Annotated in this window: 11 protein-coding genes and 1 pseudogene; 9 read left to right on the plus strand and 3 right to left on the minus strand. The window is 53.9% G+C overall.

Annotated features, from left to right (window positions below; translation table 11 throughout):
- The first annotated feature begins 848 nt into the window (after nt 1–848).
- The 7 genes and pseudogenes from ACLD72_RS31755 (at nt 849) to ACLD72_RS31785 (ending at nt 10958) form a co-directional block, all read left to right on the plus strand.
- On the plus strand, nt 849–2297 hold the full coding sequence (locus tag ACLD72_RS31755; RefSeq protein ID WP_411003502.1) for an ABC transporter substrate-binding protein: 1449 nt from the start codon (nt 849–851) through the stop codon (nt 2295–2297).
- 92 nt (nt 2298–2389) lie between these two features.
- Nucleotides 2390–3343 carry a carbohydrate ABC transporter permease gene (locus tag ACLD72_RS31760; RefSeq protein ID WP_411003503.1) on the plus strand — a complete coding sequence of 318 codons (954 nt, stop codon included), beginning with the start codon at nt 2390–2392 and terminating at the stop codon, nt 3341–3343.
- Complete coding sequence (locus ACLD72_RS31765; RefSeq protein WP_411003504.1) at nt 3340–4173, plus strand: carbohydrate ABC transporter permease; 834 nt, start codon at nt 3340–3342, stop codon at nt 4171–4173. Before ACLD72_RS31760 ends, ACLD72_RS31765 begins: the two co-directional genes overlap by 4 nt.
- A 91-nt stretch (nt 4174–4264) precedes the next feature.
- Nucleotides 4265–5827 carry a response regulator gene (locus tag ACLD72_RS31770; protein WP_411003505.1) on the plus strand — a complete coding sequence of 521 codons (1563 nt, stop codon included), beginning with the start codon at nt 4265–4267 and terminating at the stop codon, nt 5825–5827.
- A gap of 7 nt (nt 5828–5834) precedes the next feature.
- On the plus strand, nt 5835–7664 hold the full coding sequence (locus ACLD72_RS31775) for a sensor histidine kinase (RefSeq protein ID WP_411003506.1): 1830 nt from the start codon (nt 5835–5837) through the stop codon (nt 7662–7664).
- 189 nt (nt 7665–7853) lie between these two features.
- Nucleotides 7854–10535, plus strand: a pseudogene (locus ACLD72_RS31780) (DUF5695 domain-containing protein); the annotation flags it as partial.
- Complete coding sequence (locus ACLD72_RS31785) at nt 10533–10958, plus strand: galactose-binding domain-containing protein (RefSeq protein WP_411003533.1); 426 nt, start codon at nt 10533–10535, stop codon at nt 10956–10958. The pseudogene ACLD72_RS31780 and the gene ACLD72_RS31785, both read left to right, overlap by 3 nt.
- Before the next feature lie 64 nt (nt 10959–11022).
- Here ACLD72_RS31785 and ACLD72_RS31790 read toward each other — a convergent pair whose 3' ends face one another.
- The 3 genes from ACLD72_RS31790 to ACLD72_RS31800 are packed head-to-tail and all read right to left on the minus strand — an operon-like array spanning nt 11023 to nt 13440.
- Nucleotides 11023–11757, minus strand: coding sequence for an ABC transporter permease (locus tag ACLD72_RS31790; protein ID WP_411003507.1), 735 nt, complete (start codon nt 11755–11757; stop codon nt 11023–11025).
- A 16-nt stretch (nt 11758–11773) separates the two neighbouring features.
- Nucleotides 11774–12532, minus strand: a complete 759-nt coding sequence (locus tag ACLD72_RS31795) for an ABC transporter permease (RefSeq protein WP_411003508.1) — start codon at nt 12530–12532, stop codon at nt 11774–11776.
- A complete protein-coding gene (locus ACLD72_RS31800; protein WP_411003509.1) occupies nt 12529–13440 on the minus strand; it encodes an ABC transporter ATP-binding protein in 912 nt (303 codons plus the stop codon). Before ACLD72_RS31800 ends, ACLD72_RS31795 begins: the two co-directional genes overlap by 4 nt.
- A 137-nt stretch (nt 13441–13577) precedes the next feature.
- On the opposite strand from ACLD72_RS31800, the gene ACLD72_RS31805 reads away from it, so the two are divergent.
- Together ACLD72_RS31805 and ACLD72_RS31810 are read left to right on the plus strand one after the other, a co-directional pair.
- Nucleotides 13578–14291: a response regulator transcription factor gene (locus ACLD72_RS31805; protein WP_411003534.1), complete on the plus strand. Its 714-nt coding sequence runs from the start codon at nt 13578–13580 to the stop codon at nt 14289–14291.
- Nucleotides 14288–15724, plus strand: a complete 1437-nt coding sequence (locus ACLD72_RS31810; RefSeq protein ID WP_411003510.1) for a sensor histidine kinase — start codon at nt 14288–14290, stop codon at nt 15722–15724. Before ACLD72_RS31805 ends, ACLD72_RS31810 begins: the two co-directional genes overlap by 4 nt.
- Nucleotides 15725–15767: the final 43 nt, after the last annotated feature.

Raw genomic sequence — 15767 nt, forward strand, 5'->3', positions numbered from 1 at the left:
CAGGTACTAATCGGTCGAGGGCTTATCCAAAAAACACCCCAAAATTGAGTAGGGGGCTAAAACACAAATTCGTTTCGTATCCAGTTTTCAAGGATTAACACCTTGAAACGTTTGGTGGCGATGACGGAGGGGTTCCACGCGTACCCATCCCGAACACGACCGTTATACCTTTACCCCATCAAAGTGAACCGAAGCTTCGCAGATGATTCCGAATACTTTGACGGGATACCCGATACATAGCGCCGATGGTACTTGGACCGAAGGGTCCTGGGAGAGTAGGACGCCGCCAAGCAAGAAAGAAGAGCACCGCCGATAACTCGGCGGTGTTTTTTTGCGTTGTTGAGAGGTTTGCAGCATTGTTGAGGTGTTTGCAGCGTAATGAAACGAAACGGCGTGGTAAAACGGATAGCAACGTTATTGCGGACACTGGGGGATGGAGAGGTGAAACTTAACGGACTAGGCTAACGGACCTGAGCGACGTTATTTGGTCGAAAACGAGGGGTTAGAAATTCTAACGGACCGAGCGGACCTTATTTCCCTCAGATTGGCGTAAATGTCTGCATTTTTAGCCCGATAGCGTCATCTGAGTCCGTTAGAACGGGAAATACCCGGGAAATGGGGGGATAAGGTCTTTCCTGTCCGTTAAGGTCAAATACATATGGTGGAGACGTTTTGTTCGAAATACAGGGCACCAGGCATGATTAAAATCTTTTCATTTAAAACTTAAAAATGTCCACTTATCTGAAAAATCTATAATTTTCCAATGGTAGCGTTTACATTATAATGGAACCAACCTGATTCTTAAGGTAAGGTATCAGCTCAGGATGAACAAGAAGGGATGAGAAGGAATGGTAAACGTCCGAAAACTGCCGATTTGGCTGGGCACACTGATTTTCGTTACGGCAGTGGCGCTTGCGGGCTGTGGAGGCGGTAACGCTGCTAACGGAAATCAAGGAGCTTCCCCCAATCCGTCAAACGGAAGCGAACCCGCAGCGGAAACGGCCGCCCCGGCGAACGAAGGTACAGACATGGACCCCGTAACGCTGAAATACACGTTCTGGGGCAGCCCTCAGGAGAAAAAAGCTGTGGAGGAGGCGACGAAAAAGTTCACCGAAAAATATCCCTGGATTACCGTCAACGCCGTGCATATTCCTGAAAGCGATTACGATGCCAAACTTACCGCGATGGTCGCGGCCAATGAAACACCGGACGCCGGTTATGTGCATGGGGAACTGGGGGAGGCCTGGCAAAAGGAAGGGAAATTTATCAACTTCAACGAGATGTTCGCCAAGGATACGGAGCTGAAAAAAGAGGACTTCCTCGACTATATCTGGTTCAACGGGGATGATCCGAACTACACCTGGGGCATCAGCACGGCGGGCGAAACGTTCGCGCTGTTTTACAATAAGGACTTGTTTGAGGAGGCCGGCGTGGAAATGCCTCCCGCCAAAGCGGAGGAAGCCTGGACGTGGGCCCAGTTCGTGGAAGCCGCCAAAAAGCTGACGATCGACAAAAACGGCAAAAATGCTGCGGAACCGGGCTTCGATAAGGACAATATCAAGCAATTTGGCGTTTCGTTCGAGAACTGGTACGGTCCGGTGATGGCGCACATCGTCAACAACGAAGGCGACCTCGTTTCGGCCGACGGGACGAAGTTCGCTCTTGATCAGCCGGAGGCGGTGGAGGCAATCCAGCGGTTGGCCGATCTGATCAACGTTCACCATGTCGCGCCCAACCCGGTGCAGGCCAAATCGATCCCGTCCCAGGCGGTCGCCTTGCAATCCAAGCTGGTGGCGATGAGCATGCACGGGCAATGGATCAACCTCGATCTTGGGGCGGCCAAGGTCAATTACGATATCGGTGTGCTCCCGAAAATGAAGCGCAGCGTCGCCATGGGCATCAGCGGTGTCAGCGCCATGTTCAAAGCGACGAAGCATCCGGAAGAAACGTGGCTGCTCACCAAATTCCTCGCCGATCCTTCCGGCGCGCTGAACTTGTACCGGGACGGCCTCTGGATGCCAACGCTCAAGAAATGGTACACCGATCCCGAGCTTGTCGCCCAGTGGGCGGAAAACAATCCGTCGCACCCGCCCGGCTTCAAGGATGCTTTCCTGAACAACCTGCTGAACAACAGCACGCCGTCGCCGGTCTATTACGTGAAAAATTTCGGCAAAGTCAGTTCCATGGCGTTCTCCGCGCTCGATCCCGTATGGCTCGGCAAGCAAACGGCCGAAGAAGCGATGAAAGAAGTCGCTTCCAAGGTGCAGCCGGAAGTCCAGGGCCGTTACGGCAAGTAGAGAAACCGGCGGCTTAGGGGAGGCGCGTGTCGGGCACGTTTGGTCCGCATCGGGCCGCGCGCTCCCGGCAGCCGGGAGGAGGAGAGAGGCTTATGAGATCTGTCGCTGAAACACCCCGTCAAGCGGCGTTTGATCCGCTGCAAGGCATCCGGAGACGAAGGCGCAAAGAACTGAAATACGGCTTGCTGTTTGCTTCACCGGTGCTGCTTGGCTACTTGATTTTTGTGCTGGGTCCGCTTGTATTCACGTTTTTGCTTGGGTTTACCGAGTACAGCATGGTTGGGAGCCCGAAGTTCGTGGGCCTGGAGAATTTCGCGCGTCTGTTTACCGGCAAGGAGCCGCTTTTTTACGACGCCACCGTCAGCACGCTGTATTACGTGTTCGTCAGCGTTCCGCTCGGCATCGTGTTTTCCTTTTGTCTGGCCCTGCTGCTCAACGGCAAAATTAAAGGAAGGGCGTTTTTCCGCGGTTTGTTTTACCTGCCGGTCGTCATCCCGCTCGCCGCGTCTTCGATCATTTGGCTGTGGATGCTGCAGCCGGATTTCGGAATCGTCAATTATGTCCTTGGTTTATTCCATTTGCCCAAGTTTTCCTGGTTATCCTCGGACACGACGGTCATTCCGACCTTAATCCTCTTCAGCTTATGGTTGACGGGGAACACGATGGTGATTTTCCTGGCCGGTCTGCAGAATATTCCGGCTCATCTGTACGAGGCGGTCGAGGTGGACGGGGGGAACGCGCTGCACAAAATTTGCTACATTACACTGCCGATGAGCTCTCCGATCATTTTTTTTAACACCGTGATCGGGTTCATCAATGCGTTTCAGACCTTCGTGCAACCCGCGGTCATGACGCAGGGCGGGCCGGACAACGCGAGTTACCTGATCGTATATTACCTGTTCAAGGAAGGATTTCAGTTTACGAAATTCGGCACGGCCAGCGCTGTTGCTTCCTTGTTGTTCCTGGTCGTTCTGCTGTGCACGTTCGTTCTTTTCAAATTTTCCAATTCGCTGGTTTATTATGAAGGGCGGGAAAGAGGAAGATGAAAGTACGCAAAATCGCCGCTCGCTTGAGCTTTTATGCCGTGTTGACATTGGGCGGGCTCGTGTTCGTGTTTCCGTTCTATTGGATGCTGCGGACGGCGTTTGTGGGCATGGACGGCTTGTTTGCAATTCCGCCGGATATCGTGCCGGACTCTCTAAGGTTCGACAACTTTGCCGAGGCGCTTTCCAGCAACCCGTTTGGCCGCTATTTCTGGAACAGCACCGTCGTCACGGTGCTTTCCATCGCCGGCGTCGTCCTATCGAGCTCAGTGTGCGCGTACAGTTTTTCCCGGATTTCTTGGCTTGGTAGAGACAAGATATTCGGCTTTATCCTCACCGGATTGATGATGCCTTTTTTCGTCGTGATGATTCCGCATTTTCTCGGCTGGAAAACCCTTCATTTAACCGATACGCTTGTTCCCCTGATTGCACCGGCCTGGTTCGGTGGAGGGGTGTTCAACATTTTTCTGCTCCGCCAGTTTTTCCTGACGATCCCGCGGGAAATGGACGAAGCGGCCAAAATGGATGGTGCCGGGCATTTCCGGATTTACTGGAACGTGATTATGCCGATCGGCAGGCAATCGCTTATCGTTGTCGGCATGCTGACCTTTCTGGCCAACTGGAACGATTATCTGGCTCCCATGGTGTTCATTTCTTCGGAAAAAAATTACACACTGATGCTGGGACTCACTTTGTTTCAGGGGACGTATTCGGCGCAGTGGCACCTGATGATGGCCGCGACCGCTATTATCGTGTTGCCTTCGCTTGCGGTATTTCTCGTTGGTCAACGATTTTTCGTAGAGGGAATCGCCATGAGCGGAGTGAAAGGCTAAACGGAAAGGCAGAATTTTTGGACTAAAATGCAGGAAATAGTCCCTTTCATACCAAATTATTCTATATAATGAGGCATAAGGAGGGAGGCAAATGCTGCATTTTCTATTGGTCGATGATGAGCCCGGTCACGTGTTCGGGTTCAGCAGGCTGCTTGGCAAGCTGCGGCCGGGCGATGCCGTAAGTTCCGCGCGCAGCGGCGAGGAGGCTTTGCGTCTGTGTGAAGGCAGGATGTTCGACCTTATCTTTACGGATATCCGGATGCCGCAAATGACCGGGCTGGAATTTATGGAAAAGCTCGATCCGGTAAACCGGGCGAAGGTGGTTGTGCTGAGCGGGTACGATTTTTTCGAATACGCCCAGAAAGCGCTTACGTTTGGGGCGTTCGGCTATTTGCTGAAGCCGGTTGATGCCGCCAAGCTGCAGGAGGTATTCGCGCGGGCGGAGCAGATCAGCGAGCGCGAGCGGCACGACCGCTTAAGGCAGCAGGAGCTGGCGGCCAGGATTGATCGTATGGAGCCGGCGTACAGCGGAAAGCTGCTGCAAGCGTGGATCGACGGCGCCATAAGCGGCGAGCGGCTAGCGGAGCTTAAGCTTATCTTGCCATTGGCCGGTGCGGGCACAGCCGTTTCCGCAAGGCGGAAGTATTCCTTCGGCCGGGAGGAGGCGGCCAGGATCCAATCCCGGCTGCGCGAGTACGGCGACTGCTTCTGCTTCGTCAGCGAACATGACGACCAGGAGTTGATCTGCGTGCTCGGCGATGGCGTTGATCCGCAGGCGGCCGGACGGGTCTTCGAGGAACCGGAGCAACGGCTCGGAGCGGGGTATCTATCGGCCGGGATTGGAAGCCGCAGGGATAGTCTCCTGGAGGAGGCCCACATCAGCGTCCGCGAAGCCCGGTTCGCTAGGCTCGAGCAATTCTACGAGGAAGGTCAAACCGTTTTTGCGTTTGGTACCAGCCATTTGGACCGGGAATGTATTCCGGTGCTGGCTTCCGCCGCGGAAACCACACTGAAGGAAGCGCTCCGCAGCGGAGACGAACAAGCCGCGAACAATGCACTCACCGCCATATTCCGCGAATGGCGCAGCCGTCCCTATCCGCTGCCGCATCGTTTGCGGGACAAGTGCAAGCTGCTGCTGGTCAAAACGGTCGAGGATCACGATATCCTCAGGGAAGGCAGCTTGCATGACGATTTTTTGCGGGAGATCGAAGCCTTGACCGAGCATGCGGCCGTCTACTCCCAATTGGAAAGGGGTGCGCTTGATGTGGTGGTCCGCGTTGTCCGCACGATCAAGGAATGGAAGGAAAATCACCGCCATCAGCTTGTTCAGCGCTGTCTGGCATATATCGACGAGCATTACCGCTCCGACATTTCGCTCGAATCCACGGCACAGCGGTTTGGACTCAGCGCAGGTTATTTCAGCCAATATTTCAAAAATAAGCTGAAAATCAATTTCACGGCATACCTGAACCAAGTCCGTCTGTCCAAAGCCAAAGCCATGTTGGAGCATGAAACCTTACGCATCTACAAAATCGCCGAAGCGGTGGGTTACCAGGATGTGAAGTATTTCAACCGCGTGTTTAAAAAAGAGTTCGGAATGACGCCGGAGGAGTACCGCAAAACGATTCGTATCCTGCACCAAAAGCGGGGGTAGCCAGAAGATGATGCGCGGTCTCCGCCGGTTCGCCCGGCTCAAGTTCCGGACAAAACTGATCGTTTCCTATGTTTTCCTCATCACGTTCCCCATGATTCTCATCAGTTACGCCTATTACAAGACCAGCTCTGACATCATTCTGAAGCATGCCAGCGACAGCATGCAAGAGGTCGTTCAGAAAAACAACCAATATACCGACATTGTGCTAAACCGGGTCAAGGATCAATCGCTGTCACTGCTGGCCGATCCGAATTTATTCCATCTGTTCGACAGGCCGCCGCCGACGGATCTGCTGGAACTTCTGCAAATGGACCGAAAAGTATCGGAGATCCTTAATACGTATTACGCTTCGGAACCAAGTGTGGAAAGTGTCCAGCTCGTCACCGGCTATTACAGCTTCGGCGGAACGGCCGTCCTGACCTCCAGGCCGACCTTCGTTTCGGTCAAACCGGACAAGCTGCACGCATCCAAGCTCTACCGGGACACGCTCCGGGCCGACGGCAAACTGATCTGGATTCCCACGTACGATTTCGCCAAGCAGTTCGACCAGGAGGAGCTTAGAGACTTAGATCCGCGCTACCGTTATGTATTTTCCGCCTCCCAGCTGCTGAAGAGCTCCATCGTCCAGGGCGGCGTGGTCAAGAGCTGGGGAGCCCGCACCGAGAATCCGCTCCTTCTGATCAACTTCAATGAAAGCTTTTTCCGTTCGCCCCAGGCCGGCAAGACAGCGCTCGATGGCTCTTACATGTTCGTCATTTCCCCGCAAGGAGAAATCGTGGCTCATCCGGATACCGTTAAGCTTACGAGCACTGAGGCAGCGGATTGGCTGGACGAGGCGGCCGCATTCAAGACCGGGACGGCGATTTCCCAAATAAACGGGAAAAAGATGCTGGTCTGCTACGATACATCGGAAATTACCGGCTGGATCAGCGTTCTGGTCGTTCCTTACGATAGGCTGCTAAGCGATCTTCCTTTGGTCCATACGTACAGCTTATACATCGCGGCCGTGCTGATCGCCGTTTCTATCGCCGTCGCCTACATGATCTCGGGTTGGCTGACGATTCCGATCAGAAAGCTGCTGGTGGCGATTCAACTGACCGGGAGCGGTGTGTTTTCAACCAAAATCCCGGAACAAAGCGACTTGGAATTCGGCATTCTAATCAATAAATTTAATCTGATGAACGAAAAAATCAGCGACCTGATCAACGAAAACTACGAGACCCGGCTCAGGGAGAAGGAGGCGGAAATCATGGCGCTTAATCTCCAACTCAATCCCCATTTTTTGTACAACACGCTTAACGTCATTAATTGGATGGCGCTCGAGCGAAACGAGGAGGCGATCAGCAAAATGCTCGTCTGCTTATCGACCATGCTCCATTATACGGTCAAAAACAAACAGGAGCTGGTCGCTTTCGGTGACGATTCGGCCTGGCTTAAAAGCTATCTGCACATCATGGAACAGCGGTATTCCGGAGTATTTGAAGCAAGGTACGAGCTTGACCTCATTCCGCCGGATTGCAAGGTTCCAAAAATGTTTTTGCAGCCGATCATCGAAAATGCCATCATTCACGGTTTTGCTTTACGGACCAGCGGCGGATTGCTGCGCATTGCCGGTCATGAGGAGGAAGGCACGCTGGTGTTTACGGTGGAGGACAACGGGCGCGGCATGGATAAAGAAACGCTTTCTGCCGCGCTGAATCCGGAGGCGCCCGGAGTTGGCATGGCCAACGTGATGAACCGGATCAAGCTGCTTTACGGGGAAACGTACGGGGCCACGATTCGTTCGGCTCCGGACCAGGGGACACGGGTGACCGTCCGGCTGCCAAAGCGGACGTAAGGAACGGAAGCAGGCATTTTTCGTTATCCTGAAAGGAGGTGATGAGGTTTAGTTTGGCGAGGGATACAAAGAAAATAAAACAAATCGGGATCGGAGGAGAGGGCTGCTGAATCTAATTCCTGAATGGAAATGAAAAGGAGCGGTGAAATGATGGGACATGCACGGACGTTATCGAAACCTTTGAAGTTGATGCTCGGCTTGTTTGTCGCCAGCGCGCTGGCAGTGGCAATTCCGAAGGCGGCCTCCGCCTATACGTTGTCAAACAGTGAGTTTCAAGTTACGACCGGAAACCATGGAGAAATCACGAACCTGCAAATCGTCGGGGACAGCTTTCCGACCAATTACGTGATGAACGCCACCAACGCTCCACAGCAGAACACATCCGACCATCAATGGGTTGGTGAACTGATGTTTACCTATCGGTTGGGGAACGGAGCCTGGACGAAGGCTTGGACCAACCGTTCGGCGGACGGGCGGACGCAAAACCAATCCGGCAACACGGTAAACATAACCTATCAGAACTCCAACAGTGCGGAGGGCATTCGCAACTTCAAAGTGGACGAGTCCTACGCTCTCCAAAACGACCATTTGCGCTGGTCGATTACGGTAACCAATACCAGCAATCAGACGCTCGAAATCGGAGATTTTGGCCTTCCGCTTCCCTTCAATGAATACTGGTCCGCTGGAGGAGGCGAGCAGATCTACGAGTCGCGGGTCGTCACCCATTCCAACGTGGCAAACAACAATTCCTATATTACCGTGCAGCGCCCGAGCGGCATAGGGGGTACGCTGCTGATGGTGCCGGATGCTACGACTGGAGCCGGGTTCGAGTATATGGACAACTGGCGCGTCGAAGAGCACCCGGGCAGCAAATGGGCGGCCGATGAGGGCGGCTGGCCCGAAGGGCTGACCGTGTTCTACATCCATTCCAACGTGATCAAAAGCACGAACCGCGGGTATTTGCCGAACACGAGCCTGGTGCTGGCGCCGGGTGCCAGCAAGACGTACGCCTTCAAATTTTTCAAGGCAGCGAATGAACAAGCGGTGAAGGACCGGCTGTACGCGGAAGGGATGATAGACTTCACCGTCGTGCCGGGCATGATCGTGCCGACCGATCAGACGGCGAAATTCAGCTTGCGGACCACGAAGCCGGTGAGCTCAATCGTCGCCCAGTATCCGTCGCAAACAACGATCACTCCGCTGGGGACCGCGCCGGGCGGCCACCGTTTGTATTCGTTAACCTTGAGCCGGCTGGGGCAAAATGATATTACCGTCAACTACGGCAACGGTGAAAAAACCGTGCTGCAGTTCTACGCGATCGAGCCGGTCGCCAACGCTTTGCAGCGCCATGCCACGTTTATGGTGAACAATCAGCAGTGGAACGTGCCCGGAGATATTCGCGACAAAGTGTTCGACGACTGGATGATGCAGTCCAACTCCCGCCGCAATGTGTTTAACGGTTATTGGGGCTGGGGCGACGATTGGGGGCTGACGCACGGGCAGTTCCTGGCCGAGAAAAACGTGCAGAAACCGGTCGCCACGGAAATCGAAGCGGTGGACAAGTATTTGGAAACGGCGATTTGGACCAACTTGATGAACGGCCATCATGAGGATTATCTGATTCACGATTTCCTGATGCCGGAGCCGAACACGACGCCGACGTACCGGGGGTACGCTTATCCGCATGTCTACAACACGTATTTCAGCATGTACAAGCTCGCCAAAATGTACCCGGACATGGTCGACTACATTCACCCGCGCACAACCTATTTGCTGCGTGCTTACAATATCTTCAAGGCGCTTTACGACGGACCGGTCGCTTACAACTGGAACACCGGCTTAATGGGAGAGATGTCGACACCCGAGATCATCAAAGCGCTGAAGGAGGAGGGCTACACCTCCCAGGCCAATGACGTGATCAGCAAAATGAACACCAAATACAACAATTTCAAGAACACGACCTACCCGTACGGCTCGGAATACAACTACGACAACACCGGGGAAGAGTCGGTGTACACCTTGGCCAAAATGAACAACAATCTGTCGATGATGGGCAAAATCAACACAAAGGTGCGGGCGACGCGCGGCCATATGCCGCTCTGGTACTTCTACTCCGTGCCGGTGACGATTACCGGGGAGCCGTGGTGGAACTTCCAGTATACCGTCGCACTGCAAGGCTATGCGATGGATGACTGGGTGCGCAACCATTCGGCCAATCCGGAGGTCGAGCAGCGTTTGACCTATGCCTCGAAGCTCGGCAACTTAAGCGCGATCAATTCCGGGCAAATCAGCTCGGACCCGGCGGATATCGGGGCGGTCGCATGGACGTATCAAATGACCAAAGGCAACCATGGGGCGCTTGGCGTCGGGGGTGGGCCGCTGTTTAACGGCTGGCGTGGCATGTCCGGGGAAGCCGATCTGGGCCTTTGGGGCGCGATCAAAATTTTGAGCGCCGACGTGGCGGTCGATCCGCTATTCGGATTGTACGGGTATGGGGCCGAGGTGACGAAGAACGGGAACAATTACGTCGTCATCCCGAAGGACGGCGTATTCCAAAAGCTGAACCTGATTACGGAAAAACTCGGCATGGTGCTGGAGCGGGACACGTATACGACAGCTACGGTAGCTACCGCTAAAGATTACGTCAACTTCTCGCTGAAAAACGCGACGCCCGGAACCGCCCATACGACCAAAGTCACCTTTAACGGTTTGGCGCCGGGCTCCTACAATGTGCTAATCAACGACAACGCCGCCGGCAGCGTGACCGCGAAGAACGGAGCGCCCGCGATCGTCAGCCTGAATATCGGCGCGGCCGCCACCTACGATATCAAGCTGCAGAAGGGCGGCGATCCCGAGGGTCCGGCGGATGTGGCACCGCTGGCCACGGCATCGACCTCTTACGTTTCGCCGTGGGAGAGCCTGACCGGACTGAATGACGGGTATACGCCGACGAGCTCGGCCGATCGGGGCCACCCCGTTTACGGCAATTGGGACAACCCAAACACCACGCAGTGGGTGCAATACGATTGGAATCAAAACTATACGCTCGACCGGATGGACGTGTACTGGTTCGATGACGATCAGGGCATCGACCTGCCGGCGTCCTATACGATCCAGTATTGGAACGGCTCGGCATGGGTGAACGTTAGCGGGGCGTTGGGTTACGGCGTATTGCCCAACCAGTACAACACGACCACGTTTACGCCGGTGACAACTAACAAGATCCGGCTGAACATCACCGCCAAAGCAACGGCATCCACCGGCGTCCAAAGCTGGAAGGTGTACGGCAAGTGATTCTATCGAACAAGGACTCCCTCGGGAGTCCTTGTTTTGGGTTGGCATTAATTAGGGAGTGGATTCACAGGGTATCGCGTTTGGCAAACCTCCATAAACCAAGCAGCAGCAGGACGGTGAAGCTGCCGATCAAAAGGGAATAGAACAAGAAGTAAGATTGGATCGGGGATTCATCTTCGGGCGACATGGCCAGCATCGGCTGCGTCCACGGGTAAACCTGTCCCAGCGGCGTGCTGGCGACGAGAATCGCCGGGAGTGTAAAAATAATGCTGACCGCCAGGGGAATACCGAATGTTTTGGCCCGGATGGAGATCATCAGTTGCAGGAGCACCAGCGGCAAGGTTGCTAAAATCCCCTGCAACATATACCCGAGCAAGGCGAGGAAAGGAAAGTCGCCTGCAACGCCTTGAACCAGACCAACGATGGTAAAGAAGCCGAAAAGGATCACCATAGTGATGACCACCATACGCACGACCATAAAAAATTTTCCCAGGAAGATTTGCGAATGACCGACCGGCAGCGCCAACAGTTGCTTCCATCCGCCCCCGACATGCTCTCCTCGGCAGACGAAGGCCGCATAGATGCCGACCAGGATCGGCAGAACGAAAGGGCCCATAAATAAGGCGACTTGTGTCCAGACCTCGATCCATGAGTTATCTCCGGGCTGCATAAACAGATCGTAGTTTTTATAGAAGTTCGTGTAAGCCAGCAGCACGCCCAGCAACGGGCCGATAAAGTAGAGCAGCCAGAGCCTGGAGCGTTTTAACTTTAATCTCTCGACATACAAAATATTTTTCAAAAGAAATCCTCCTCGCTTACTGAACATCCCTTGCGGCAAAATGCATAGCCCCGCCAAACAGCAGGATGCTGCCGAGTCCAAGACTGATCGCAAGGTACAGCGGGAAATCCGGGTTCAAACCGATGCCTTCATAGCGCAGGATTACCGTGGAAGCTTGTACCGGATAGGCCAGCGGAAACCAGCGGGTCGTTTGAGCTGCGGCCAGGAACAGCCCCATCATCGCGGACACTGAACCGATCAGGATGGAAAAGGCTTGATTTTTCAAGGTCATGGACAGCCAAAATTGCACCGCCGCGATGGGAAATACGGCGACCAGCATCCCGTAACAATCCCCCGCGAGCAGCCCCCACGGCACCTCTCCGCCAAACCCCAGCAGTTTTCCCAATAAAATCATCCCAATCAGGAAAACCGTCACGGAAACCAATAACCCGGCGTTTAACCAGATGAATTTACTGAGATAAATTTTGCTTCTGGCAACCGGGAAAGACAGGGCTTGCTTCCACCCGTTTGCTTGGTGCTCTATGTTTGCAATGACGGATGCGGCCAGGGTTGCGGACAAAGGAAAGCCCAGACCGAACAGCAGGCTGTTGTCGTACAACAAGAATATCCACGGAGAACCCGCGCGGAACAATTCGGCTTGTCTCTCGACAAACCCGGCGCGGTAGGTAAAGTTCACCGTTTCATAAGCTAGGATGAGCAGCGGAACCAACATCACGACGATCCATAACGACGAACGCCTCAGCTTTAATTGATCGGCCTTCAGCAGATGTCTCATAGGCTTCCCTCTGTACCGGTCAATTCCAGGAAAATATCCTCAAGCGACCGCTTCACTTCTTCCAGCCGGTATACGGACAAGCCCGCATGGACCAATAGCGAATTCAGGCCGGAGACGAAACCCGGCTCCGTGCGGGGGACCCACAAGCCATCGTCCCGGATTTCGGCCATAATTCCGTTTCGGGAGAGTAGGGCTCCGGCTTCCCATACATCGCTGACGCCAACCTTAAGCAGGGGCTGCTGTTTTTCCCGCAGGCGTTCGATCGAATCCTGAAAGATCATTTTTCCGTGATGAATAATCCCCACCTGCGTAGCCATCTGGTCGATTTCGCTCAGCAAGTGGCTGGACACAAGCACGCTCATGCCGTTCTCCGGCAGTTTCTTGATCAATTCGCGAATTTCCTGGATGCCGGAAGGGTCCAAGCCGTTCGTCGGTTCGTCGAGGATCAGCAAATCCGGCCTGGAGAGCAGCGCGGCGGCAATACCGAGCCGTTGCTTCATGCCCAGGGAATATTCTTTGGTTAAGCGGTCGGACACATGAGTTAATCGGACGATGTCCAATGCCTCGTTGACGCTTTTTTCCGGGAGTTCCCTTAACCTGCGGACCGCCTCCAGGTTTTCACGGCCGGTCAGATTTCCGTAATAGGTCGGGGATTCGACCAGCGATCCGATGCGCTTCAAAATGGACAGGCGCCCGGTTTTCAGGCTTTGGCCAAAAATTTCAATACTTCCTTTCGTAGGTTCGATCAGACCGAGCAGCATGCGGATCGTTGTTGTTTTACCCGCGCCGTTCGGACCGAGAAACCCGTAAATTTGCCCTCGTTCCAGCCGTAAATTCAAGCCGTCGACGGACGTGCGGCTCCTGTACTTTTTGGTTAGCTCGTTTGTGATCAAAATCGGCTCATTCATCAAATTCTCACCTCAGGGTCCATCGTATAAGAAAAAGGCTGAACGGGAGCAAAACTCTTCCTAAACATTTTCTTAACGAATCCCCATCGAAATTTATCTATAATAGAAGCGGGAGGAGGATAAGCGTGGCTTATAGACTGGAGGAACATATCCTTCTGCTGGTGGATGACGACCGGCATATTTTGAATTTACTTACCACCGTGTTCGAAAAAGAAGGATTTCGTCATATTCTGACCGCCGCATCTGGAGCGGAGGCCCTTGCCGTTACGCGCCAAAAACGGCCAGATCTGATTTTGTTGGATGTGATGCTGCCCGATATGGACGGCTTTACCCTGTGCGGAACGATCCGGGCGGAGACGGATGCGCCCATCCTGTTTCTTACCGCGCGCACGGCCGATTTGGATAAGCTGCAGGGCTTCGGCTTGGGCGGGGACGATTATATTACCAAGCCCTTTAATCCGTTGGAAGTGGTCGCTCGCGTCAAGGCCCAACTGAGGCGCACCGCTCGGCCGCCGCTTGAACCGGTGCGCAAACAGGTATACGATTACGGATCATTTGCGGTAGATCCGAATACCGGGAGACTGACCGTTTACGGGATACGGATCAACTGCCCGGTTCAGGAGCTGAAGCTGCTGCTTTATTTTTGCGAGCATCCAAACCGGATTTTAAGCAAGCATCAAATCTATAAAGATGTATGGGGAGAATTCTACGGCGGGGACAGCACGGTGATGGTGCATGTCAGCCGCCTAAGGGAAAAGATCGAGGAGGACCCGGGCAATCCCCGGTGGATCAAGACGGTTCGCGGATGGGGTTATCTTTTTGAAACGCCGGCGGACGTGGAAAGGCCATGAAGCTGAAAAATCGAATCGCCTATTACTTCGTTTCGCGGCTTTTTTGGCTGCTGCTGGTGTGGGGGTTGCTTATCGCGGGCAGTTTGATGCTGTTCAGCTTTTTTCTCGGTTATGGCAAAGCGCCAGCCCCGCAATGGTCGGTTCGCGAGATCGCCGAGCATACGGCGGTTGAAGGAAGGCGCCTCACGGTTGCCCCTGATGTCCGGGAGGATATCATCCGAAACGATATGTGGCTTCAGGTCCTGAACGAGCGGGGAGATGAGATTTATTCCGTAAATAAACCCGAAAGCATTCCAGATCACTATATTCCCGGGAAGCTCGTTTCCGATTATATTTACCCGGGCAAAAACGGGTATCAGCTTTCCACCTGGTACAGAGCGGCGGGCGGCAGCGAGCTGACCTGGGTGGTAGGGAGGCCGTTGGCGGATGGCAATCCCTTGCTTTACGGGCTGAATATATTATGGATTTTGGCGATACTGGCCGTCGGTGTTTTAATCGTCCTGTATTTTGGCAGACAGCTAGGCTCCCCCTTACTCTACATCGTCTCCTGGATTGAACGGTTGTCCGCAGGAAAATACGAGGAGCCCTTGCAGCAGCGGAAATCCGTTATAAACGGATACTTATGCAAAAGAGCCGAGTATAGGACGTTTCACGAATTGATGCAGGCGCTTTCCCGGCTAACCTCCGCTTTGCGCAGAAACACGGAAGAGCGGGAATTATTGGAGAAAACGCGGGAAGAATGGATGTCGGGCGTCTCGCACGATTTGAAAACCCCTTTGTCCGTAATCAAAGGATATACCGTACTGCTATCATCTCCCGAATACGACTGGGAGCCGGCGCAGGTGCGCGGTTTTTCCCGCATTATGGGGGAGCGCGTGGAATATATGGAGCGGCTGATCGAAGATTTCAGCCTGACCTTCCAGTTGAAAAACGATTCGCTTCCGCTGCGGCTCGAACCAAACGATCTCGTAAGGATGACAAGAGATACTTTGGAGCAACTCCAAAGCTTACCGGAATCCATGGGTAAAGTGTTTTTGTTCGAAACGAACGGGGAGCAGGTTCCGCTTGCACTGGACTCGAGGTATATGAAACGCGCTTTGGAAAATGTAATTGCCAACTGTATTAAGCATAATCCGCCCGGTACCACCGTAAAAATCACGATCAATGAAGAGGGGGGGACAGGCGGGCAGGTTCGCATCGGCATCGAGGACAATGGAGCGGGGATGGATCGGGAAACGTTGGACCATTTGTTCGACCGGTACTTCCGGGGAACAAGTGCATCGTCCGACAGCTCCGGTACAGGGCTCGGAATGGCCATCGCCAGACAAATCATTCTCGCGCATGGCGGAGAAATCGCAGTCAACAGCTGGCTTGGCCAGGGGACGTTGTGCATGATTGCGTTCCCGAACCAACGGCGGGGCGATAAGGACTGAATCTGCAGGCTTGCCAGAGTCCGAGAGATATTCGTGAAATACT

This window comes from Paenibacillus lacisediminis (genome assembly GCF_046567315.2).